The organism is Chryseobacterium cucumeris (assembly GCF_016775705.1).
In the GTDB taxonomy this organism is placed as follows: Bacteria; Bacteroidota; Bacteroidia; order Flavobacteriales; family Weeksellaceae; genus Chryseobacterium; species Chryseobacterium cupriresistens.
On record NZ_CP068760.1, the window covers coordinates 2,033,675 to 2,055,518 of the forward strand.

A 21,844-nucleotide genomic window follows, 5' to 3' on the forward strand; every position below is an offset into this window, starting at 1 on the left:
AGATGAAAAATGCATTAAAAAAACAACTAAGAGAAAAAGCAAAAGACCATACAACAACAATGGGAGTTCTTGCTGTTACCAACAAATTAAATGGTAAACAATATGTTCAGGCTTCTTTACATCTGGAAGCGCTGGTGAATAAGATGAAATTTCTGCTAAACGGAGGCATGTTTACAAATCCTCAGTTACAGAAGGAATGGACAGAATCGGGAAGTGATTCTTTTACCTTTGAGTTTGCAGTTGTTGTTCCGGATCAGAACAATGAATTTATCAACTACCGAAAAGAGGTTCAAAAGGCTGAACAGTCTTATATTTCCGGACTCACTACAGGATTATATTAAAGTGATGTCAAAAAAATATCTATCTCCAACTTTTGAGGCAGGTAAACATCTGTTTACTAAAAATATAGAAGGAGCCATTATTAACCTCAATCTGATCAGATTAAAAAAAGAAGCAGATTATTCAGACTATCCGGATCTGAAGCCCAATGAAAAATCAAGCGGTTTGGATGCCTATCTTACCTATATCAGGGAAACCGAACCTTATTTAAAGGAAAGCGGCGGAGAAATTTTGTTTATTGGAAAAGGAGATCAGTTTCTGATAGGTCCTGAAAGTGAATATTGGGATCTGTGCCTCTTAATCAAACAAAAAAGTGTTAATGATTTTTTCGGTTTCGAAAAAAATGAAGCTTATATGAAAATAATGGGTCACAGAATGGCTGCAGTAGAGGATTCAAGGCTTTTACCATTGGAAGAAATAGTATTAAATACACAAAGGGATTAAATGAAAACAGTCAAAATGAATGAGGTGGAATTATGCTATGAGGTATTGGGTGAGAAAAATCCTGATACCATTGTATTAATTTCCGGATTGGGAAGTCAGATGATCCGTTGGGATCATACATTCTGTGATCTTTTGGTTGAAAAAGGATTCAGGGTTATCCGGTTTGATAACAGAGATTCGGGGAGTTCTGTTTTTAATACAAAAAGGGAAATACCTTCTGATAAAAGCATTGAAGAGATTTTTGCGATGCTCAGTAAAGAAGGGATTCCTTATTCTTTAATGAATATGGCGGATGATGTTATCGGTCTTCTTAATCATTTAAATATTGAAAAAGCTCATATTGCAGGACGTTCCATGGGAGGAATTATTGCACAGCTTTTAGGTTCCTATTATCCTGAAAGAGTTTTATCATTGACGATCATCATGTCTACTTCTATGAATCCTTCCCTTCCCAAACCTGATCCGGAAGTGATGGCTATGATGACACAGGTGTCTGCTGATCCTGTTCTTCAGAAAGAAGAGTATCTAAGAGAAAAGATCCGTTTTGCAAAAAAAATATCGGGTTCGGGATATATTTTTGATTCGAATCAGGAAAAAGCTTTGCTTGAAGAGGAACTTATACGTTCCAGAACCAAAAACGGAATTATCCGGCAGCTTTTAGCAATGGGTTCCTTTCAGTATAATCCTGAAGTGCCAAAGAAAATAACTGCTCCAACTTTAATCATTCATGGAACAGACGATCTGATCTTTCATCCTGATTGCGGAAAAGATATTGCGGATTCTATTCCGGGTGCCGAATGGCTTCTTATTGAAGGGATGGGACATTCTATTCCGAGGGAGCTTTATGTCTTCATCATTGAAAGAATCTTTGATTTAACAAAATAAAAAAAGACTGCCTCATCATTTTGAGACAGTCTTCATTTTTAAATATCTGTTTCTATTTTCATTATTTAATAATTCTTCAGGCACCAATGCAGAATCTTTGCAATGTTTTTGGCATCGTCTACACCTCTGTGGTGGGTACCTTCTAAAGTCATACCCAATTCGCCCAAAGCTCTGTTCATTCCGACACTTTTCCTGATCGTAGGATGAATTTCACCAAATAATGTCTTCACATTGATGTGATCATCACTCATTGGATAATCTGTGTAGAATCTTCTTGCCTGGTTTTGAAGCATATTCAGATCATAGTTTCCGTAGCTTGCCCATGTCAGTTCTTCGGAATCATATTCTGCCCTCAGGATATCAAAAGCATCATCCAGCATAATGCCTTCATGATCCAGCATATTTTGGGTAATTGTAGTCAATTCCGTACAGAATGGACTCACTTTTGAATGCTGGGGTTTGATTAAAATCCCTTCATTTTTAGAGATCTTACCCGTTTTTGCATTCATGATGCATACTCCGATTTCAATGATCTCACTTTCCTGACCTCTTGGCGGCCGGTTTTCCCAACATGTTGCTTCAAGGTCTACTATTAATATATTTTCTGTTGTTTTCACTTGTTTAAAATTTAATTGTTAAAGATTGGAAGAGAGATGCAGAAAGAGGAAAGTTTTAATAGTATCTCATTTACTTTCAGCCTCCAGCCTCTGTCCTCCAGCTTATTGACTATTTACAGAATCTTACTTAAAATTCTGGCTGTATTATAAGCATCGTCTGCTCCGCTGTGATGGGTGCCTTCAAAACTCATATTCAAATAACTTAAAGCTCTTTTAAGCCCTATTTGTTTATGTAATTTGAAATGTCTTTTAAATTCATGCATCACATTCATATAATTTTCTGAAAAAGGATTGGTTATCCCGAGCCAGTCACATTGTTCTATGATCTGCTCTCCGTCGAAGTTTCCATAACCTGCCCAGGTAAGCAGTACAGAATGGTATTGATCTCTGATTATTTCACAGGCTTCTTCGAAATAGATTCCTTTTTCTTCTATCAGTTGTGGCGTAATTCCTGTCAATTGTGTACAGAATCTGTTGATCTCTGACCGCTCCGGAATGACATAGATGCTTTGTTTCTGCGAAATCGCTTTTGATGTTAAGTTTAATTTGCAAATTCCTATTTCTATAATATCGACCTGCTGCCCAATGGGAATTCTGTCGTTTTCCCAGCATGTAGCTTCCAGATCGATAATGATTATCTCATTGGTTGTTTTCATGATTTTATTCTTAGAAATTAGAAGTTAGAGGTTAGAGGTTAGAATTTAGTTTGGTTTATACTTCTCATATCCTCAAGCTTCATTTTCATTGTTAATTGTTAATTCCTGGGAGCAAATGGAGGCGTCCATTTTTTTCTCTTCATTATTTCTTTAACTTCTTCGTAGGAAACCGGATAAAAATTGTGACAGTCTACCCCAACGTCAAAACTGAGTGCCATTTCATCATCCGGCAATGTTCCGTGCGAGTGACCGTATAATTGCCAGACCCCACGGTGGGAGCCATTCCAGGTACGCATGGCGTAATGGAAAAGAATGATTTTCTGTTTGCCATTATTTTGATCCGGTTCATCAATTCTCAGTTCGTGGTAATCTCTGATGGAAGCAAATCGTTTGGGATACGTTAAAGCAGCTCCTTCATGATTGCCTTTGATCAGATGGATATTACCATGTAAGTGATCTAGAATTTCTTTTGTAAAATCCGGTTTTCCTAAACTCATATCTCCTAAGTGGTATACCGTATCACCGGGCTCAATTTTCTCATTCCATCTTTTAATGAGTTCTTCATTCATATGGTCCAGAGATTCAAAAGGCCGCTCTGAAAATTTTATAATATTCTCATGACCAAAATGATGGTCTGCTGTAAAAAATATATTGGGTTTCATTTTTTTAATTGTTTTTTCTTTTTTAAACCACCCCGTCAAAAATTCTAAATTTTCGCCACCCCTCCAAATGATGGGAATTGCCACACTTTTATGAGCCCTGTTTCCTCTTTAATACAATGAAGTGTTTTTGTTCTTCTGACTTTGATGGTTGCTTATTATACATAAAAAAGTTTCGGTAAAAAATTACCGAAACTATACTTTGAGAGTCATCAACTCTTCTTTTATAAAATCAATGACTAAAGAATTCAACTTTTTATTGATCCTTTTCTGCTCTTCTTTTTCAATAGTGGCAAAAGCTGCCGGGAAGTCTTTCTGGAAATCCTCTAAAATATCCTGTGAAAAAAGACCAATTACCTTACCTATCATTTTAGGTTCGAATTCACCGATTTTGCTCACCACATTATTCAGTCTGTTGGCTGTAGCATATTTTTGGATTTCCTCCCAGATCTCCAGAGCTTTTTCACTGAAATGAACTTGTTTCTGAACAGTTTTCGCTTGTTTTTTAACCATTTTCGCTTTTTCGACCCATTTTTCATTCTTGTTTTTCAGAATGATTCTTGCGCCGTTCCCAAAGTATTTGGTCTTCAAAGTTTTTACAATAGTTCCTTCACACCTATTGTTCTCTAATTCAGGTAATCCAAGCCAGGCTGGAATGTATGAATTGAAAACATTGGGGAATCTCAAAGCGTCTTCCAGAGTTCCCTGAAACAAGATTCTAGCATAGAAAAATCCTGTCTCTTCAAAAATCTGATTGACAACGTCTGTATCCAGATAGGTGATTCCATTCAGTTTAATATCGAAAGCGTAAAATTCATTGTGAGGGGCATATTCAATACCTTTCTGTACTTTCACAGCATCTTTTACGGATTCTACTTCTTTATGCTGGTAACCGCCACCGAACAATTCACCGTAGATCACTACAGTTTCAACATCCGGGTGGATGGTCTTTACTTTCTGAAACACTTCTATTACATTATTTCTGTAGCGTTCCAAAACCTGATGGGCATTGAAAAATTTTTCATCTTTTTCGATGAAAGCAGTTCTCTTCGCTATTTTAATTTCCTTTCCGTCGGTAAAGAAAGAGAAATTAGCGCCGTGAACTTTTTCCTGTACGATGAAAACCTCATCCCCAAAACCCTGCATTCTGATCTGTTCGATCACGCGGGCCTGGTAAGCATTTTCTATAGCGTTATATGTTTTGAAAATCATTTTGTTTTAGTTTTTAATCGTTTCTGATTCGTTTTTTTCCATCTGGGTAATGTGTCTTTGGGCATGGAGTGAAAGAAAATAAATATATTCATATACATTGATTTTCCCCAGTTCATTCACTGTCATTGTAGTTTTATACAAAACGCCTTCGCCATTTTTCATTACCTCAAGATAGTTTAAGCATTGAAGAAATTGTTGGCCTATTAAGCTTCGGATTTCATCTAAGCTTAATTCTCCTTTCGGCTCCATATGTTCTGGTCTTATCCATTCAAAAGCACCATATTCACCTACTTTGTCAAAATTTTCTTTATTGAAACTGTAGTTTTTTATTTCAGATTCCAGATCAAGTTCTAAAGAATTCTTCATTGCTTTTTTGGACCCTTTTTCGATAAGGATGAGCAGATAAAAATTCGTAAGATAAATGTGCTCTAAAATCTGCTGAATCGTCCAGCCTCCGTTTGAAGGCTGATGATTCAACGTTTTTTTATCTTTTTGAAACCATCCGTCTACATTATCAAATGTGAGCTTCAGATGTGCTTTTATATCTTCAATAAATCTAAAAATGTCCATTACAATTCTTTAAAGTTTTGCAGCAGGTTTAGGATATTTTCCTTTCCTACCGGATTCATGGAGTGGCAATAGAATTTCGGAAGATCCAGATAATGATCCATACAATATTCTACCAGCCATTTGGCGCAGTCGTATCCTGTTTTCTCAACAAATTCCTGAGAATTCTGTTTCAAATAGTGTTCGTCTGCAAGATCATGGTCAAAAGATATCATTTCCGGGAGTCCTTTTTCCAAGATCCTGTTGACAAACTGTTCGTAATTCCGAACAATGTGCCAGTCACTTCTGAGGAAAATATCCTGTTGGGTATAATGATAAGCCTCGATCGGATATCTTATATCATCCAGAAATAATAATCTTTTTGTTTTTTCCATTGTTAATTTTTTTAAATTCTTTAAACTTCCAGCTCCCAACATCCCTCTTCCATCTTTCTTACACCATCATATCAGCACAATTGGAACTTGCGAAAGCGTAAGGCTTTGCTTTAAACACATATCCCATTCCCAGAATATATCCCATAGCATCTTTTAATGCTACATTGGATTTAAAATCCGGGTCGGTATTAATGTCTGCGTGTACCTCCATTTCCACACCATAAGCATCCAGCACAGAACAGATCGCGTATGCAATTTCAACGGATTTATTGACTTCATTCAGCATTCGCTCCTTGATACTGATACTCTGTATTTCTCTTTCTTTTCTGATAAAGGTAAACGCTCCTTTTCCCTCACGAATAAACACTACTGCCGTGGCATAACTGATGGCATCTCCGTATACGTGGGAGTCTGATCCCACACATACTTTCAAACGGTGTCCGTTGGCCTGTTCGCGAATGATGGCTTCTTCTACCAGCTGTGTGATAGAGTGCTGGAAAATTTTTCCACTCATATTCTGCCATATTTGTTGTTGCGTTTCCATTTTTTCTACATGTTTTAAATTTTGTTTTAAATTAATTTGTGAATTGTGAATCGTCAATTAGTTTTCACTGTCAATATTTTTAAATTCATTTGCAAAGCAAAATTCACTATTGACTATTCACTTTGCACTCCGAACCGGACTTGAACCGATACCATCAGTTTTGGAGACTGAGATGCTATCATTACACCATCAGAGTAAAATTGTTGATTCATTAGGACTCGAACCTAAACTCCAAGAATCAAAATCTTGTGTGCTGCCATTACACTATGAATCAATTTTATAATTGATAAATGTTGATTGATAATTGATGAAGTGCTCAGCAATCATTGATCATTAATCTCTTATCATTTATGTTTTTGTACGGGAAGAGGGACTCGAACCCCCAAAAGCTTGATCCTAAATCAAGAGTGTCTGCCATTCCACCATTCCCGCAGGTTTTTATAAGTAATGAGTAATATTTTCTATTTTTATTATTACTCATTGCTCATTACTTATTATTCATATCCTGTACCTCTCCCCAGATTCGAACTGGGACTTTACGGGGTTTAAAGCCGTTTTCTCTGCCAATTGGAATAGAGAGGCGTTATTTTTATGAGTAATGAGTAATTGGTAATACTTTCTATTTTCATTATTACTCATTGCTCATTACTTATTACTCATATTATGTCTAGGTTTGAGAAAGCTCTGTCTGTTTATAAATTATGCCTGCTAGTATTTGTAAAGATCTTCTGCTCTCGACAAACCTTTCTCATTTCCTAATGTATTTTGTTTAAAAAAGTAAAAGGCTGTCTGTTTTTATTGACTAAAGATCTTCTGCGCTCGACAGTCCTTTTTTCTCTTTTCTTCTTTTTTGTGTGAATGATAACTGGCCAATTTTTAAAAACAATCTGAACTTTCATGGTATTAAATCAATTCAATATTGACCAGTTATTCACATCCAGTACTCTATAAGGGAATCGAACCCTTGTTTTCTGCTCGAAAGGCAGGCGTCCTCACCGTTAGACGAATAGAGCGTTAATCCACAAACCAGGAATCGAACCTGGACAACAAGAGTACATTTCCTGCATGCTGCCATTACATTATCTGTGGTTGGTGGAAGTAGTAGGATTCGAACCTACTCAGCAATGAAGCAACAGATTTACAGTCTGCCCCGACTCTCCAACTTCGGCGTACTTCCCTGTTTTATGAGCAATTAGTAATTCATAAGTAATTCCTCATTTTTCCTTTTTGAAAAGAAAAGGTCTGTCTTTATATTGAATGTTTGGTTAAAGATCTTCTGCGCTCGACAGCCTTTTTCTTTTATTAATAAAGGATATTCTTTGTTATAGATGATAAAAGATCATTGATAAATGATTCTTTATATCTCCTATAATTTTTACATTGAGATGGCTATGGGATTCAAACCCACTCAGTTGACACAACGGTTTTGCAGACCGCCCCGACTCTTCTACTTCGGCGAACCATCAGATTAAAAAATAAAGTCTGTCTTCATTTATTTGATAAAGAACTTCTGCGCCTGACAAACTTTATTTTACCTAAAAATTTATAAATGATATTCTTTAACTTTTAATTCATCCGGAGAGAAGAAAAGCCTGTCTGTATTTTTCGTGTTTGGCGTAAGATCTTCTGCTCTCGACAAACTTTACTTTTTCTCCTGAAACAATTAACAATTAGTTACCTGCGATTCTGGAAAGACTCGAACTTTCAACTTCCGGCTTAACAGACCGGTGCTCTGCCATTGAGCTACAAAATCATTGTAATTCCGGAAGGACTCGAACCTTCAACCTCCGGTGTATCAGACCGACACTCTAACCACTTGAGCTACGAAATCATTTGTATTCCATAAGGGGATCGAACCCTTGTCGTCCGGTAGAAAGCCGGATGCACTTGCCACTATGCTAATGGAACCAATTGTCTGGAAAGCAAGATTCGAACTTGCGACCTCCCGCGTCCAAGACGGGTAAACAACCACCGTTATCTTTCCAGCTTTGGGGTTCACTTCTGTTTCTTTTCCGGGAGACAGCCGGATAGGAAATTTTCCATGAACCTTTGGTGATTCCGAGAGGACTCGAACCTCTAACCCTGGGTTTAGAAAACCCATGCTCTGTCCAGTTGAGCTACGGAACCGTTTTTTGTAATCCCAGAAAGATTTGAACTTTCAACCCCCGGTTTAAAAGACCGGTGCTCTAACCGATTGAGCTATGAGATTATTTTAAAGTCGTGAATAGTCAATAAGCAATTCGCTTCGCTTGTCAATTTTAAAATTCACATTCTTTGTAATCTCAGAAGGACTCGAACCTTCAACCTTCGGTGCCGTAAACCGACGCTCTATCCAATTGAGCCATGAGATTTTCTCCTTTGGGTATCTCCGGGAATCGAACCCTGTTCTCCGGTTCCACAGACCGGCGCTTTACCAAATAAGCTAAAGAAACCATAAAAAAAGCGCCTCTTTTCGGGAGGCGCTTCATATATTTAAACGTAAGAGATCATTAGCTGACCCACGTATATAAGCACCTTTTATCCACAATTTCACTTTCAAGAATACATGCAACACCTGTCGGCTTCTGTCCGAATAGTCTTGAATATTGATTGAATATGTTGTGTAACTGTTTCATTTTATTTTTGTTTGTTTCTAAATTATTTTTAACTGAATCCTGAAAACCTGTTGCTTTCAATTTTCGGTTGCAAAGTAAATATGAATTTTTGGAATCCGCAAATAAATTTTCAAATTAAAATACTGATAATCAATTTGTTATGCGCTATTTTTAGCATAGAGAATTTCTGTCCGCAATATTTTGCAGATATCTTAATTACCTAAATGACTGTCTCTCACCGGGTTGCTTATCACTCTATTTTATCGTATTAAAGTTTCATTGTTAATTAAAAATTTTTCATGTTTATGGTTATTTTTTTTCATTCTAAATAATTTCTGACCTAAAAAACAAAAAACGCCTCGGTTTTCCGAGGCGTTTCTGTTGTATTTTGATTAATTTTTTACGGGTTTACAGTAAATAATTTCCAAAGTCAGCACATTTCGCCTCATTCCATATCACCTCATCATATCCGAATAATCCTTTGTTAGAAGGACTTTCGCATAGTTCTACATTGATATGTGCTCTTTGTATTGTCATAATTTTCTGGTGCAAAGATAAATCTTTTTTGATATTATTTTATAATATTCACAATTTCGGGAAAGTTTTAGATAAGCAAAGGGATGTAAAGGAATCAATTAAAAATTGATTTGATAAAGCTGAATTTTCTTTAATTTTTAAATTCCTGAATCTTTAAAATTTAATTCCTGAACATTTTATTTCTTGCTGTTTTGAATCTCGAAATGTCCTTTAGAATTACGTCATCACCGGGATTAAAATATTTCAGTTCATTGACAATTTCTGAGCGTGTATCTACTTTTTCCGCGATAATTTCATAGGCTATATTTCTGATTGCAGCCTGCAATTCCGGATCTTTTTTGAATTCATACTTCATGGATTCCAGGTAAGTGATCTTTTTATGATCCGGAGTTTTCTCATACAAATCTTTTATTTCTGATTCCAGCTTTTTAACATCAAAAATATTGGCAAAATAGTTATTCAGACAGTTGAAGGCATCTTTATCCTCTTCCCATCCCTTCAACAATATTTTCTGCGCTTCCTCCGGCTTTTCCATTTTCTTACGGTATACCAAAGAAGCTTTCACCATCTGATTATTTCCGGTATAATCATCTGCAACGATCTGATAATAATAATGGGCATTTTTAAGATCGTTTATTTCTTTGTAAAGATCGCCCACTTTTTCTTTCTGCTCCATTTCTTTATAAAGCTCAATAGCTTTTTTATGCTGCTTTGCCTTTTCATAGCAAACCGCGGCATCGGATTTATTATTCAGTTTTTTAAGATATACTACCGCTGCTTCATTATAAAGCCCTCCATTTTCCAGTGTTTTTGCACCTCTGTAATTATCCTGCAGCAGGTTCATATAGACTCTTGCTGCCTTTTTGTAATCTTTTTCGGCAATGTATTTTTCGGCAAGCTCTTCATATTTACTGCGAATTCTGTCGAAAAGTGAATTTTCCAGATAGAAACTGCCGCTTCTGCTTCCTTTTCTTCCTGCGGAATTTCTGTTGTTCTGCTCTTTATCTTTTAAAGAAGTGATCACCAGAAGAATAATGAAGGCAACCACCAGGAAAATGGCTAATGTACCCATCACACTCCAGAAGCTTTCATGGAATAACTGGGCAACAATTCCGACAACCTTAAACATCGCCAGCAGTACGAATGCTGCTATAAATTTGTCTATAAATTTCTGTCTATTCATCATCATCGGATTTTAAAATGGTTTTATCTTCCCTGAAAAGACGATAAAGGAGCAACAACACACAAATTACCAGAACCCACACAAACCAGTTGTATCCAAACATTTTGACCAGCGGATAAAATAAGTACACAAGCATGGCTACAAGGATAGCAATTAAAATAACCTTCACCCAGACAGGGACATTATCACCACCCACATTCAAAGATTTATTTTTAAACAGGAAAGAATACAATCCTACTCCCGCAATCATCAGAATCACCATATACAGGATGTCCGAGACAGGAGCCTTTTTTTCCAATGGTGTACCTTCCGTACCTATTGCCTTTACTTTAGCTTTGTCAATGGACGCCGAAGACGGATCCATCATATCTAACGTCCCGTAAAGTTTCCCTAATGAATCAGCCATTAACGCCTTTCTCTTTTTCAGAAGATATTTTACAACATCACCATTCACAGGCTTTCCTTTGGTGTATTGCTTTAAAGAATCTGAAATTTTACGTTTCAGGTTTTCTGTTTTCTGTTCTAAGTGTTTTGTAATTTTTTTGGTGTAAATGATTTTAAGAGAATCTCTGCTCTGTTTTTCTTTATTGACAAGCTTTTCAATATCCTTTCCTATTTCGCCGACCTCTCTGCCGCCAGCTTTTTTATAATTCTCCTTGTCTTTTTTTGTTTTGGATTCTATGATTCCGGCGTGAATAAGTTCCTGGGATAATCCTTTTCTCTCCCGATGATACATAGAATCTATCTTCAGATCAATTTCAGAGGTTCCGGACTGGAAAGCAATCATATCTGAGGGAGCTTTTACCGCATTGCCAGCTATTTTTCCTGAAGAAGGCATGTTTTCTTCCTGTACAGAATTACTTTTATCAGAGGGTAAGGCAACCCTTAACACAATCGCTGCAATAATGAGTGCCCAGAATACCCTGCGGAAATTTTTTGTTCCTGCACTTTCATTTTTTCCATTGGCGCCCCGACCAAATAATACTTCCAGCCATGTAAATTTAGCAAAACCATCTCCCCGGGAAGTTCCCATAACATCAAGAGAAACGCCTAGTTCTACTGCGCGTTCGGGATACTTTTCAATATACTGTAAATATTTTTCTATTTCTTTTTTGTTCCCTGCCATTACTTTTTTAAGGTCAAACGGCAGATTGTTCATCCATTCTTCTTCGGTTTGTTTGGGCTGTAATGTTTCCATAACCTGTTCATCATCCACTTCAACCGTATAGCTTTCTATTTTTTGAGGAATTGAAACACCATTCAATGGTTTTCTAATGGTTTCTTTGATCATTTCCGGTTGTTGAATCAGAGAAAGCCAATCAATTTCTTCAGACAGTTTTACCAGTCCGAATTCAGGATGCATAATCAGAAAACGGGAATCAAGCTGAGCCCAGTCTTCGGTGTTTATTTTAGGATAAAAGATGGTATTTTCCGGGAGGAAAAGTCTGTCGTCCACACTTTGAAAGTACGCGTTTCTGCCTATTTCCTGTGGAGCATGATCTTTAAAAACAAGAAAACACCCATACAGCACATTGGGACGATCAGCCGGAATCGCAAAAGACTGTACCTGATTTAAATGAATTCCCAGCGTTTCCATTTCCTGAAGCCACACCACAGGCGAAGAACCTCTGATCAAAAGTCCTTTTTTAGGATAGCTGTTTTTCGGGAAAGGTTTTATTCTAAGCTCCATAATCCACAATCTGTTCTATAAACGGTTTTAAAAACCTGTCACACATATCATCCATTGTTCTTACTTTCAACAGGGCATGTTCCGGAAGATAATATTCTGATCCTCCAAATTCCGTATAGGTAGCCAGCGAGAGAAATCCTCCCAATGTAGAAGGAATGAAGAATTCTTCAATACTCTTGTTACTGCTTCGGAAAGTCAGCATTCCCCGTGAATCGGTTATAACTTCGCTTCCATCAGGAAATGTAAATTTATTTTTATTCTGCTCTGCAAAGATTCTTACATCATATTTATTCTTAGAAAAGTTCAGCGTATTTTCAGAAGCACTGTATAATTCATTTCCGGAAACGACCAGATTTTCATGCTGATTAATTCCGATTTTATTGAAATTATTGATGATCTTCAATCCGCTTCCTTTAAGCTTGGCGACTTCGGCTTCGGCTTTTATATTATTTTTTTCAAATTCTTTCTCTTTTCCGGTAATAGGTTCTACGGAAATATTTCCATCAATATTAATTTTGTAATGGGTAACATTATCAGGATGATGGAGATAAAAATTCCGTCCGAAATAAATCAGCTGAAAATATTCCGGAATATTCAGTCCTGTAAGGTTTTGGTCGGAATACTCTCCTGTATTAAGATTTAGCTTTGAAATCAGTTTCTGATCAGACTGATACTGACATAAAATAAAGTGCTGCTGCCTGTTTTTTGACAAGGCAAACTGTCCTTTGGGTTTTATGGAAATTTTATCAAACAACACTTCACAGCCATGATGGGTTTTATAATAATCATAGGAATGTCTGTCATAATAGTTATCGGAAAGATAAGTCTTCAGCAATTGTTTTTTTGAACTCAGAATGAAAAACTCTCCATCATACAGAAACTTAGCAATTTTATTAACAGGTGTAGGGAACAAGATCGGATAGTTTTGCGGAAGATCTGTTTTCTTTCCGTTAAAGTTTTGAACGGATTGTTTTTGCTGTGGCGGATTGGCCCACAGTTCCTGCAATGGAAGTTTTATTTTCTGGATATGCTTTCTTGCTCCTTTGTGATGTTTGTAAAAATTGATTTCACCATCCGAGGCTGTCGTTACCAAAAACTTCAGCTGGTCCCTGTTCTGATGTACAACCCGCTGAATCTTCTCATCAGCCATGTTATCCTGATGGGTAATGAAAAAAACTTCAATATCCTTTTCTGAGTGATTTTCATTAAAAAACTTCTCCAGTGCTTCTGAAACTTCCAGAACAGCACTTACCTGATTAAGATTTTCCACTACTTCTTCCACTTTGTTCAGCGCAATGGGAGTAGCAGCCTGTCCTAAAGCGAAGATTTTACATTCAGAATGGGCTTTTGGGTGTTTGACAACCGCTATTGCTGAGGCATAGGCCAGTACTTTGGGAGTTCCCCAGTTTCTGAGAGAAGTGTCAATCAGGATAATTCTTTCAAAAATATTTTGTTCAGGCGGAATTTCTCTTTGCATATACAATGCCTCGTTATTCGCAACACGATTCATAAAGACATCGTCTTCGTTGGCAAATTCGGAAAGAAGCATCTGGTGAAAATCACCTTTGTTGGTCATATCAGAAATTCCTCCGATAGGCTGTTCACCGGGAGAAAGATGGCGCATTGGAATTTTCAGCCCGCTCCATATTCTTTTGATCAGGCTTCCTATCTGAAAGGTCTTTGGCTCATCAGTCAATTCTTTGATAAAATCTTTATCCGTATCTGCTGTTGTCTCTTCTTGTACTACCTCATCATCCAGTTCCGGCTCATCAACCAGGCCTTTCATGGCGTCAATGACAGACTGTACTGTAGGAAATTTTTCATTCAGATTCAAAGCACTCAGATCTTTGTTTAAAGCTATTGAACCTTCGTCTTGTTTTTCTGCACTGATCTCTAGTTCCTGCGGTCGTTTATAATAGATCTTTAAATAAATATCCGCATGAAGAGAGGCCACCCTGTTATGGCTATTGCTGAACAAAGTCTGGAGCAATACAATTCTGTTCTGTTTCTCCTTATAAACTTTGGGTAGTGATTTTATTTTTTCAAGGAATTCAATTGGCTTTTCCGCGTTGAACTCAAAATCTTCACCGCTATAAAACTCAGCTGTACGTCTTAGCGGGCCTGCAAAGTCCGTATATCCATCCTGCATCGCATACAAAACCATAAGCAATGCCCCGAACGCAGGCCATCCCTGCGGCTGAAGCTCTTTCAGTATCTCCATTAGATAAGGCCTGTAAGCTATGGCTCCTACTCCGGGAATGGAGAGGAGATTGTTTTCATGATAACCGGAATCACCGGGAACATCTTCATCAGTTTTCCATTCCCAAAAATAATTTTCATAGGACTGGAAATAAGCCTTTAATTCCATTCTCTTGATTTTTCAGTAAGGCGGAATGAGCTTACGGATAATGGACGGAAGTCTGTTTCTTTTATTGAAAGATAATTCCCATTTCCATCCCACAGCAGCCATCCTTCCTCTTGATTATATTTTTGCTGCAACAGTGTGCTCAAATTTTTAAATTCAAAATCCAGACCTGCAGGCAATAAATGTCTGTCCTTTGTCCAGTAGGTCTTTCCGGGAAAGCTCAATAATGGAGTTCCCATAAACAGGGCTTTATCGCCCAGAATTGTCCATTTTATTTTTTTAAGCTTAAACTTCGGTAATGCAGCGATACTGTTTCTAATATCGGCAATATTACTCAGCAGAGCGATAACCGACTGTTCTTCATTGCTTTCTTTTAAGTTCACCTTAACCTGTTCGTGAATTCCAAAATAGTTTTGGTTTGAAGGTGGAAAACTAAGCTGCAATGCTTTGTCTATGGGAATCCAGAGCAAAGCTGTCCGCATTTTTTTGCTTGGAACCAAAGCATCTTTTCTGAATAAAAGCCCATCACGAAGTTCATACAGAATAAAGTCCGGCAATTGTTGTATTTCCGGAGCTGCCGCCTGTTCCTCGGTAAAGCCTTTCAGCCAGACCGTATCGTCATCGATGGCCATCTGAATATTTTTCCAGTCTCTGATCGAGCCCAGAAAATCTTCATCTGCCCGGGGAATTTCTGCCCGGAATTCTTTTAAACGCTTTGAAGAATCTTCTGCCATAAGCTTTCAATTTCCTGCTGAATATATTGTTTCTGTTCCGCATTTCTGATCCAGTCGCAACGGGTCTGCAGATATCTCAGTTTATCTTTAATCACATTTTGCTCTTCAAAGCTCAGCATTCCGCCATCCCATTTCTCCACCAGAATTTTTACGTCTTTCATGACTTCTTCAGGGTTGGGAGTTTTGTTCTGCATAGCCTGAGGATGAGAATCCGGATGATTATCTTTCTCAATCGTTCTGTTGATAATTCCTTCCAGAATTTCAATCTGTTCTTCTGTATCCCAGATATGTTTCAAAACCCACAGATCGGAAAGTACAGCTTCTTTTCTTCCGCAGATCAGTGCACTTGCAGCAATCAGATTCTGAAGCTTCACCGCTCTACGATCGGAAATGGCAATACCTGTATTTCTAAGGTTCATAATGGTATTCAGATAGACTTCATAGATGGGTTTCAGATCTATTGTTTTGCACAGCTTCTGAAGTTGTCTGATCTCATCAGCATGAATTTCCGGAATTTCCGTTTCTTCTTCATTTTCCAGCTTTCTCCCTGCCAGAAGAACTTGCTGTAAAAGTTCAGGATTCACATAGTCTACATTGATTCTTACCAGAAAACGGTCAAATAATGCATTCAATGCTTCATCTTCCGGAAGAACGTTACTTGCTCCCACAAACATCAGTGCAGGTAAGTGCTTTGTTTCTTTTCCTCTTTTAAAAATCTTCTCATTGAGCGCCATCAAAAGGGAGTTCAGAATAGCAGAATTGGCATTGAAAATCTCATCCAGAAAAACCATGGAAGCCTCAGGCATCATTCCTTCCGTATTGGTAAGAAGTTCCCCTTCTTTCAATTTTCTGATATCAAAAGGTCCGAAAATCTCGTTCGGTTCTGTAAAACGGGTTAGTAAATATTCAAAGTTTTTTCCGTCTTTCACGGTTTTTGCCAGGGTTCTGACAATGGCTGATTTTGCAGTACCCGGAGGACCATATAAAAAGGCATTTTCTCTTGCCAAAAGGCAGATCCCCAACAGATCTACGACATCATTTTTGCCTACAAAAGTTTCTTTTACGTAGTTTAGAACTGTATTAAGCTGATTTATATTCTGGTTCATTGACTTAAAAAATTAAAATTTCCACCATTTTTTCTTTTGGGGTTTCTGTTCTTCTTTACTTTCTGCCTGTTCATTTCTTTTGCTGAATGAAAAGGCCATTCTCTTATAAGGATCTTTGATATCAAAGTACAATTGAGATCCGTCATCAAGAGTAAGTGCATCCATGATCTTATTTCCATCCCTGACCAGACTTTGTGAAATATCCTGTTTATTGAAATGATGTCTGATCAGATCTCTTTCGTCGGAAATTCTTGTAATAATATAGGGAGAATCCCTGGTTCCGTCTCCTGTTTTTTCAAGGCATTCAAAAATAAGCTGTGCTATTGTCATTTCAATACTTCGTCCTTTATCTTCGCCCAGTTCTTTGTACGCAAAATATTTATAAATATGGGCTCTCGGACTCAGCAAAATATTGACGTTTACATATTGTATAACCTCTTCAAACTTTCCTTCATTGAGTAGATCCTGCATGTTTTCAATATCTTCCGAATAGGGATCATATTCAGGATCATTGATTACTAACTCACGGCATTTCAGGAACGTTTCTTTGGTGGGGTCCGCTAAAAATTCAAATACTTTCTCATACGTTTTCATTATTATCTTCGGTTATAGTTTTTAATTCTCGCCAGAATGCGTCTTTGTGCATTCCGAATTCGGCAATCAGTTGTTTATTGATAAACGGAATTTCTGCCAGTTTATCATCTTTTTTTTCAACAATTCTTTCCAGATATAGCTTTCTGTAGGTACTGTCTTTCAGTTCTTCAGGCCAATTTACGTTTTTCAGATCAAGATCATATCCTATTCCGGAATAGTGAAACTGTGTCAGAATATTTTCCAGCATGGGGATTAAAGCATCTTCGGGATCCACAGTATGTAAAGCAGTCATTACCTGTGGCAAAAATCTGAGTGACATATCTGCGGATAAGATGGAAGGAATATCCCGTGTTCCTTTGAATCCGGGAATAAGATTTTCAATATCCTTTTCTGTATTTTCTCTAATGAGATAAAGCTGTGCACTGTGATAGAGAATCTTGGCGGCCCATACGGCTGTCTGTTTGTTACAGATTAACCGGTCTGATAAAAATTCAAGTCTTTCTTTTTCGAATTCTGTTTCAAAATAATCTCCTGCTTCCGCCTCTTCCTGAGGGGAGATTTGCTGTAAGCTTGAAAAAAGAGTGATACATTCTTCCTTACGAAGCAAAAAGATCGTGTCTAAAAACGGTGACTTGGTTTCCATGATCTAACAAAAATAAAATTATTTCGGTGAGAATAAAACTTTTGTGAGGAAGATTCTTCTTAAATATGGAATTAAAGTGTTGGAAAACGCAAAGATGCAAAGGTTATAAGCATTATGCCGTTTTTAAGGTGCAAGAAAATCTTACAATCTAAACCTTATAGGTTTTAAAAACCTATAAGGTTTGAAATTACGTATTCATTACTACTAAAGATTGCTTCGGCGCTAAAGCTCCTCGCAATGACTTACTGTGATACAATTTCGATAATATTATTTTCAGGATCAAGGATGACGCTTTCATAATAGCCGTCCCCGGTGGTACGCGGTTCTCCAGCCACTTTATATCCATCTTTTCTCAGTATTTCTGTAAGTTCGTCTACTTTTTGTTTATTGTCTACAGAAAATGCGAGATGGATAATCCCGTACTGTTGAGATTCGTAAGAGTTTTCAGTTTCTCTGATATCCGGTCTGGTCATAATTTCAAGGCGACAGCCGTTCTCAAAACTTAAAAAATAGGATTGAAAATTTTTAACAGGATTGTGATACTTTTCATTGGAAACGGCTCCGAAATATTTCTGATAAAATGCTCTGGATCTTTCAAGATCTTTCACCCAAATAGCGATATGTTCAATTGTCATAGTTTCAATTTTTACGGTTTGACTGTTGCAAAAGTAGCCGCTGGCCTTTAACGATACCCGCTCCACATTATTCTTTTATTGTTCTGTATTTACCAGGTGACATTTTGAATTATACAAAAGACTTTAATTAAAATCTTATTTAAAGCATTTATTGATAAGATCTTATACTGTCTGTAAATGAGAGAAGGCTTCATTGTTTCCATTTTCGTAATGGCTGAAACAAACTAAAAGTTATTATCTTTGTCCCATTCAAAATAACATTATGAGTATTCACATCAGTGCAAAAAAAGGAGAAATTGCTAAAGTAGTATTGCAGCCGGGGGATCCACTTCGTGCACAGTATATTGCTGAAAATTATTTAGAAAATGCTAAACTGGTAAGTAAAACCAGAGGAATTTTTTATTATACAGGTCTTTATAAAGGGAAGAAAATCACTGTAGGAGCAAGTGGAATGGGTTTTCCAAGTATCGGAATCTATTCTTTTGAACTGTTCACAGAGTATGAAGTAGACACGATCATCAGAATCGGGACTTGTGGTGCTTACAATACTGATCTTCAACTTTTTGATATTTTAAATATTGATAAAGCGGCCAGCGAAAGTACGTACGCCAAATATGCATGGGGAATTGAAGAAGAAATCCTTTCTCACCAGGGGAATATCTTTAATACCATCAACGAAACGGCTAAAGATTTATCATTGAATGCTAAAGCCATCAATATCCACAGTAGTGATATTTTCTACAGAAAAGATCCTGCTACTCCTGAAATTGCAACAAAATACAACTGTCCTGCGGTAGAAATGGAAGCTTTTGGTTTATTTGCCAATGCTCAGCATTTAGGAAAAAATGCAGCGACTATTCTTACGGTAACTGACATTATCCCAACCCACGAAAAAATCTCTGCTGATGAAAGAGAAACAGCTTTGAATCCAATGATGGAGCTGGCTTTGGAATCGGCGATAAAGAGTTTATAAGAGCCAATACATTATAAGAAAAGAGCTTTACTTCATCAGTAGAGCTCTTTTTTATAGTCTGAAAAAATTTCTGGCCGTTTCTGTGATCTCGTCTGCGACTTCGGAAATGCTGATCTTCTTCAGGTGGGCAATCGTTTGTGCTACATAAGGTAAAAACGAAGGTTCATTTCTTCTGTTCTGCATTCCGGGCATATTTTTCGGAAGCATAAAGGGAGCATCGGTTTCAATCATCATTCTATCAAGAGGTACATATTGTATGACGTCTTCCAGATGTTTAAATCTTTTGTCATCACTTATGGCTCCGGTAAATCCTAAATAAAATCCTTTATCCAGATATGTTTTTGCTTCCTCCAATGTTCCGGTAAAGCAATGTACAACGGCTTCGGGTAATCGGGTAAGGTATTCATCCGTGATGTCATTAAACTTTTTAAATGCAGCTCTTTCATGAAGGAAAAGTGGTTTATTAACTTCTATCGCAAGCTCCAGCTGTGCTTTATAACATTTTTCCTGGATCGTTCTCGGAGAGAAATCACGGTCAAAATCCAGCCCGCATTCGCCTACTGAAACCACATGATCCTGCTTTAATAGTTTTCTGAGCTCATCAATACTTTGTCCATTAAAAGATTTGGCATCATGGGGATGAATTCCGGCTGTTGAAAATAAAATTTCGGGATATTCTTCGGCAATTTCAGAAGATTCTTTACTTCCTCTTACGCTGGTTCCGGTGAGAATCATATGCTCAACTCCGTGATCCAAGGCACGGTTGATAATTTCTTCGTGTTCATTATAGAACTGTTTATTGGTCAGATTAATGCCAATATCAATATAAGTGTTCATATATTTTTTACTTTTTATTCGATGTTAATTTCTAAATATAAAATGGAAACTGGTAGAATTCTGTTAGAAAAACTTTTGTTCTCATTGATTCGTAGCTTATGTTTTATATCTACAAAACTAGAAGTATGGTACGCAATGTTTTTACGCAGTTAAAAAGAAGAAAAGTAAAAAGACAAAATACTTTACGATTAAAAAATCTTCTTGTCTGCGGGAGTTTTTATTTTCCCACCGATTTCACAGATGGTGCAGATGTTTGTGGATACTCTATTCGTTGATAAATTTTTCGAGAAAGCCGATCAGTTTTATTCCGCCGTGGCTCCAGCGGATTCCGTGACCTTCTTTTTCCCGGACTTCAAAGACCAGCTCATGTTTATAATGAAAGAAGACATTCCACCAGGTTTTATTGTCAAGAATTTCATAGATTTTTGCCATGACCTTCTCCTGTTTCTGCTGATTGTTCCCTTTTATTTCGCCCCAGAAATCATCCATTCTTCCAATGTGTTTTTCCCAGGCTCTTTGTGCAATGGTAATTTCGTTATTGAAAGGTTCCTGACAGGCATTGAGCAGCATGGTTTTCAACGGTGGAATGCCATTTTCATCGCGGATGCTTGCAGAGGTTAATCTTTGTCCTAAAATATTCAGCCAGTGTTCAAAAGGAATTGCTTCCAGCGATGCTGCTTTTACCTCATCAGAATCGTTACTTTCCAGAATGGGAATGAATTTTCCAAAGCTTTCCTGCCTGTCAATAATTATTTCTTCATTAAAATAAGGCAGCTGCAATTCTAAAGTATTCTGCTTAAACCTATGAATATTTTCCTCCAGAGTTTCCAGGTGTTCTTCTGCTAAAAGGGCTTTGTATTTACCCTTCCATACTTCTGAAAACAGTGGAATATAAGGTTCAAACATATTCATACTTACTTTGTTTTGATAAGATTAACAGAAAGATTTTCTTCACTGATCAGATAACCAATAAGATTGAACCATTCTTTGCAGTGATCGAGAATCCAGGCATCAGAAGAAATAATGATTCCCGAACTTTCTGCCAGAAATTTATCAGGATTAAACTGAAGATCAGCTTCCCAGTTGAGTCGATTCTGCTCAGCATATTCAAGAACAAGCTGTTTGATTCTTCCACTGTTGGAAACCGGTTGATCAAAAATCCATACAAGTTTCTGAATATGATTTTTCCGGTAAAAAGAAGCAATCAATTCAACTGCTCTTAAGGTTTGATTAACTCTTTTATAAGTTCCATGCACTCCTGAAAGGTCACGGATACAGCCATCCAATCCTTCAAAAACATAAGCTTCAGAAAGCAGACTTTCCAATAAAATAATAACATTGAAACCATCAAGATATATTGTTTTCTCTTTTAAATCTGAAATATCAACATGCTTCAACTGTCTGTTATGAAGCTGTACATCGGATGCCGACATTCCTCTCAAAGCTTGTATCTGACGGGTTTTCAGACGGTACCTGTTACCAACGAGATCCGAAGTCGCTTTTTCCGGATAATCTCTGCTCAGCAGGTACTGCATGTCTTCAACGGCCAGTTTTAGCTTACTGACCTGTTTCTCTGAACCGAATAAAGTATCATCGCCGGTATTTTTTCCACGGTTTCTGTTATTCATATTCAAAAATAAAGTTTTTGGTGGATGT

Annotated in this window: 23 protein-coding genes and 15 tRNA genes; 4 read left to right on the top strand and 34 right to left on the bottom strand. The window is 37.2% G+C overall.

Annotated elements, in window-relative coordinates; all coding sequences use genetic code 11:
• The first annotated feature begins 2 nt into the window (after positions 1-2).
• Genes JNG87_RS09090 through JNG87_RS09100 form a run of 3 tightly spaced genes read left to right on the top strand, consistent with a single transcriptional unit; the run spans position 3 to position 1,668 of the window.
• Complete coding sequence (locus tag JNG87_RS09090) at positions 3-341, top strand: GIY-YIG nuclease family protein (RefSeq protein ID WP_202843589.1); 339 nt, start codon at positions 3-5, stop codon at positions 339-341.
• 4 nt (positions 342-345) lie between these two features.
• A complete protein-coding gene (locus JNG87_RS09095) occupies positions 346-783 on the top strand; it encodes a DUF1330 domain-containing protein (RefSeq protein WP_202843591.1) in 438 nt (145 codons plus the stop codon).
• Entirely contained in the window at positions 784-1,668 is an 885-nt protein-coding gene (locus JNG87_RS09100; RefSeq protein WP_202843593.1) for an alpha/beta fold hydrolase, read from the top strand. It begins immediately after the preceding gene.
• A gap of 65 nt (positions 1,669-1,733) precedes the next feature.
• Here the strand turns inward: JNG87_RS09100 and JNG87_RS09105 are convergent, their stop codons facing one another.
• From JNG87_RS09105 to JNG87_RS09255, 31 genes are all read right to left on the bottom strand, one after another.
• The gene (locus JNG87_RS09105; RefSeq protein WP_202843595.1) at positions 1,734-2,285 is read right to left on the bottom strand and encodes a 3'-5' exonuclease; all 552 of its coding nucleotides are present in this window, start codon (positions 2,283-2,285) and stop codon (positions 1,734-1,736) included.
• Positions 2,286-2,398: 113 nt separating this feature from the next.
• Positions 2,399-2,941 carry a 3'-5' exonuclease gene (locus JNG87_RS09110; protein ID WP_202843597.1) on the bottom strand — a complete coding sequence of 181 codons (543 nt, stop codon included), beginning with the start codon at positions 2,939-2,941 and terminating at the stop codon, positions 2,399-2,401.
• Between the two features lie 98 nt (positions 2,942-3,039).
• Complete coding sequence (locus JNG87_RS09115) at positions 3,040-3,603, bottom strand: metallophosphoesterase family protein (RefSeq protein WP_202843599.1); 564 nt, start codon at positions 3,601-3,603, stop codon at positions 3,040-3,042.
• Positions 3,604-3,795: 192 nt separating this feature from the next.
• Positions 3,796-4,812 (bottom strand): RNA ligase, Rnl2 family, encoded by a 1,017-nt coding sequence (locus JNG87_RS09120; protein ID WP_202843602.1) that lies wholly within the window; start codon positions 4,810-4,812, stop codon positions 3,796-3,798.
• Positions 4,813-4,818: 6 nt separating this feature from the next.
• Entirely contained in the window at positions 4,819-5,382 is a 564-nt protein-coding gene (locus JNG87_RS09125) for a DinB family protein (RefSeq protein ID WP_202843604.1), read from the bottom strand.
• On the bottom strand, positions 5,382-5,753 hold the full coding sequence (locus JNG87_RS09130) for a cyclic-phosphate processing receiver domain-containing protein (RefSeq protein WP_120233401.1): 372 nt from the start codon (positions 5,751-5,753) through the stop codon (positions 5,382-5,384). Before JNG87_RS09130 ends, JNG87_RS09125 begins: the two co-directional genes overlap by 1 nt.
• A 58-nt stretch (positions 5,754-5,811) precedes the next feature.
• Positions 5,812-6,297, bottom strand: a complete 486-nt coding sequence (locus JNG87_RS09135) for a ribonuclease H-like YkuK family protein (RefSeq protein ID WP_202843605.1) — start codon at positions 6,295-6,297, stop codon at positions 5,812-5,814.
• Positions 6,298-6,422: 125 nt separating this feature from the next.
• Positions 6,423-6,493: transfer RNA gene (locus JNG87_RS09140), tRNA-Trp, on the bottom strand.
• A gap of 7 nt (positions 6,494-6,500) precedes the next feature.
• Positions 6,501-6,571: transfer RNA gene (locus JNG87_RS09145), tRNA-Gln, on the bottom strand.
• 85 nt (positions 6,572-6,656) lie between these two features.
• Positions 6,657-6,729, bottom strand: a tRNA-Leu gene (locus tag JNG87_RS09150).
• Positions 6,730-6,805: 76 nt separating this feature from the next.
• Positions 6,806-6,879: transfer RNA gene (locus tag JNG87_RS09155), tRNA-Leu, on the bottom strand.
• Between the two features lie 359 nt (positions 6,880-7,238).
• Positions 7,239-7,310, bottom strand: a tRNA-Glu gene (locus JNG87_RS09160).
• 77 nt (positions 7,311-7,387) lie between these two features.
• A tRNA-Tyr gene (locus JNG87_RS09165) sits at positions 7,388-7,474 on the bottom strand.
• Between the two features lie 206 nt (positions 7,475-7,680).
• Positions 7,681-7,762: transfer RNA gene (locus JNG87_RS09170), tRNA-Cys, on the bottom strand.
• A gap of 216 nt (positions 7,763-7,978) precedes the next feature.
• A tRNA-Asn gene (locus JNG87_RS09175) sits at positions 7,979-8,050 on the bottom strand.
• A 4-nt stretch (positions 8,051-8,054) separates the two neighbouring features.
• Positions 8,055-8,128: transfer RNA gene (locus JNG87_RS09180), tRNA-Ile, on the bottom strand.
• Between the two features lie 5 nt (positions 8,129-8,133).
• Positions 8,134-8,205, bottom strand: a tRNA-Glu gene (locus JNG87_RS09185).
• A gap of 6 nt (positions 8,206-8,211) precedes the next feature.
• Positions 8,212-8,283: transfer RNA gene (locus tag JNG87_RS09190), tRNA-Pro, on the bottom strand.
• Between the two features lie 64 nt (positions 8,284-8,347).
• Positions 8,348-8,424: transfer RNA gene (locus JNG87_RS09195), tRNA-Arg, on the bottom strand.
• A gap of 8 nt (positions 8,425-8,432) precedes the next feature.
• A tRNA-Lys gene (locus tag JNG87_RS09200) sits at positions 8,433-8,506 on the bottom strand.
• 68 nt (positions 8,507-8,574) lie between these two features.
• Positions 8,575-8,648: transfer RNA gene (locus JNG87_RS09205), tRNA-Arg, on the bottom strand.
• An 8-nt stretch (positions 8,649-8,656) separates the two neighbouring features.
• A tRNA-His gene (locus tag JNG87_RS09210) sits at positions 8,657-8,724 on the bottom strand.
• A gap of 575 nt (positions 8,725-9,299) precedes the next feature.
• A complete protein-coding gene (locus JNG87_RS09215; protein WP_202843607.1) occupies positions 9,300-9,428 on the bottom strand; it encodes a penicillin-binding protein in 129 nt (42 codons plus the stop codon).
• Positions 9,429-9,588: 160 nt separating this feature from the next.
• Positions 9,589-10,617, bottom strand: coding sequence for a soluble NSF attachment family protein (locus JNG87_RS09220; protein ID WP_238349703.1), 1,029 nt, complete (start codon positions 10,615-10,617; stop codon positions 9,589-9,591).
• A complete protein-coding gene (locus tag JNG87_RS09225) occupies positions 10,604-12,301 on the bottom strand; it encodes an APC family permease (RefSeq protein ID WP_202843609.1) in 1,698 nt (565 codons plus the stop codon). The genes JNG87_RS09220 and JNG87_RS09225 overlap by 14 nt, the downstream gene beginning before the upstream one ends.
• Positions 12,291-14,669: a hypothetical protein gene (locus JNG87_RS09230; RefSeq protein WP_202843611.1), complete on the bottom strand. Its 2,379-nt coding sequence runs from the start codon at positions 14,667-14,669 to the stop codon at positions 12,291-12,293. The genes JNG87_RS09225 and JNG87_RS09230 overlap by 11 nt, the downstream gene beginning before the upstream one ends.
• A complete protein-coding gene (locus JNG87_RS09235; RefSeq protein ID WP_202843613.1) occupies positions 14,660-15,400 on the bottom strand; it encodes a hypothetical protein in 741 nt (246 codons plus the stop codon). The genes JNG87_RS09230 and JNG87_RS09235 overlap by 10 nt, the downstream gene beginning before the upstream one ends.
• Positions 15,373-16,506, bottom strand: a complete 1,134-nt coding sequence (locus tag JNG87_RS09240) for an AAA family ATPase (protein ID WP_202843620.1) — start codon at positions 16,504-16,506, stop codon at positions 15,373-15,375. The genes JNG87_RS09235 and JNG87_RS09240 overlap by 28 nt, the downstream gene beginning before the upstream one ends.
• Before the next feature lie 12 nt (positions 16,507-16,518).
• Positions 16,519-17,100, bottom strand: a complete 582-nt coding sequence (locus JNG87_RS09245) for a DUF4919 domain-containing protein (protein ID WP_202843622.1) — start codon at positions 17,098-17,100, stop codon at positions 16,519-16,521.
• Positions 17,087-17,743, bottom strand: a complete 657-nt coding sequence (locus JNG87_RS09250; RefSeq protein ID WP_202843624.1) for a hypothetical protein — start codon at positions 17,741-17,743, stop codon at positions 17,087-17,089. Before JNG87_RS09250 ends, JNG87_RS09245 begins: the two co-directional genes overlap by 14 nt.
• Before the next feature lie 242 nt (positions 17,744-17,985).
• Complete coding sequence (locus JNG87_RS09255) at positions 17,986-18,378, bottom strand: VOC family protein (protein WP_202843626.1); 393 nt, start codon at positions 18,376-18,378, stop codon at positions 17,986-17,988.
• Between the two features lie 262 nt (positions 18,379-18,640).
• Here JNG87_RS09255 and deoD point away from each other — a divergent pair, with 262 nt between their 5' ends.
• A complete protein-coding gene (gene deoD / locus JNG87_RS09260) occupies positions 18,641-19,351 on the top strand; it encodes a purine-nucleoside phosphorylase (protein ID WP_202843628.1) in 711 nt (236 codons plus the stop codon).
• A gap of 51 nt (positions 19,352-19,402) precedes the next feature.
• Here deoD and JNG87_RS09265 read toward each other — a convergent pair whose 3' ends face one another.
• The 3 genes from JNG87_RS09265 to JNG87_RS09275 all read right to left on the bottom strand — a co-directional run bounded on the left by JNG87_RS09265 (position 19,403) and on the right by JNG87_RS09275 (position 21,816).
• Positions 19,403-20,188: a TatD family hydrolase gene (locus tag JNG87_RS09265; RefSeq protein ID WP_202843637.1), complete on the bottom strand. Its 786-nt coding sequence runs from the start codon at positions 20,186-20,188 to the stop codon at positions 19,403-19,405.
• A gap of 264 nt (positions 20,189-20,452) precedes the next feature.
• On the bottom strand, positions 20,453-21,100 hold the full coding sequence (locus tag JNG87_RS09270) for a hypothetical protein (RefSeq protein WP_202843639.1): 648 nt from the start codon (positions 21,098-21,100) through the stop codon (positions 20,453-20,455).
• A 2-nt stretch (positions 21,101-21,102) separates the two neighbouring features.
• Positions 21,103-21,816 (bottom strand): DUF434 domain-containing protein, encoded by a 714-nt coding sequence (locus JNG87_RS09275; protein WP_202843641.1) that lies wholly within the window; start codon positions 21,814-21,816, stop codon positions 21,103-21,105.
• Positions 21,817-21,844: the final 28 nt, after the last annotated feature.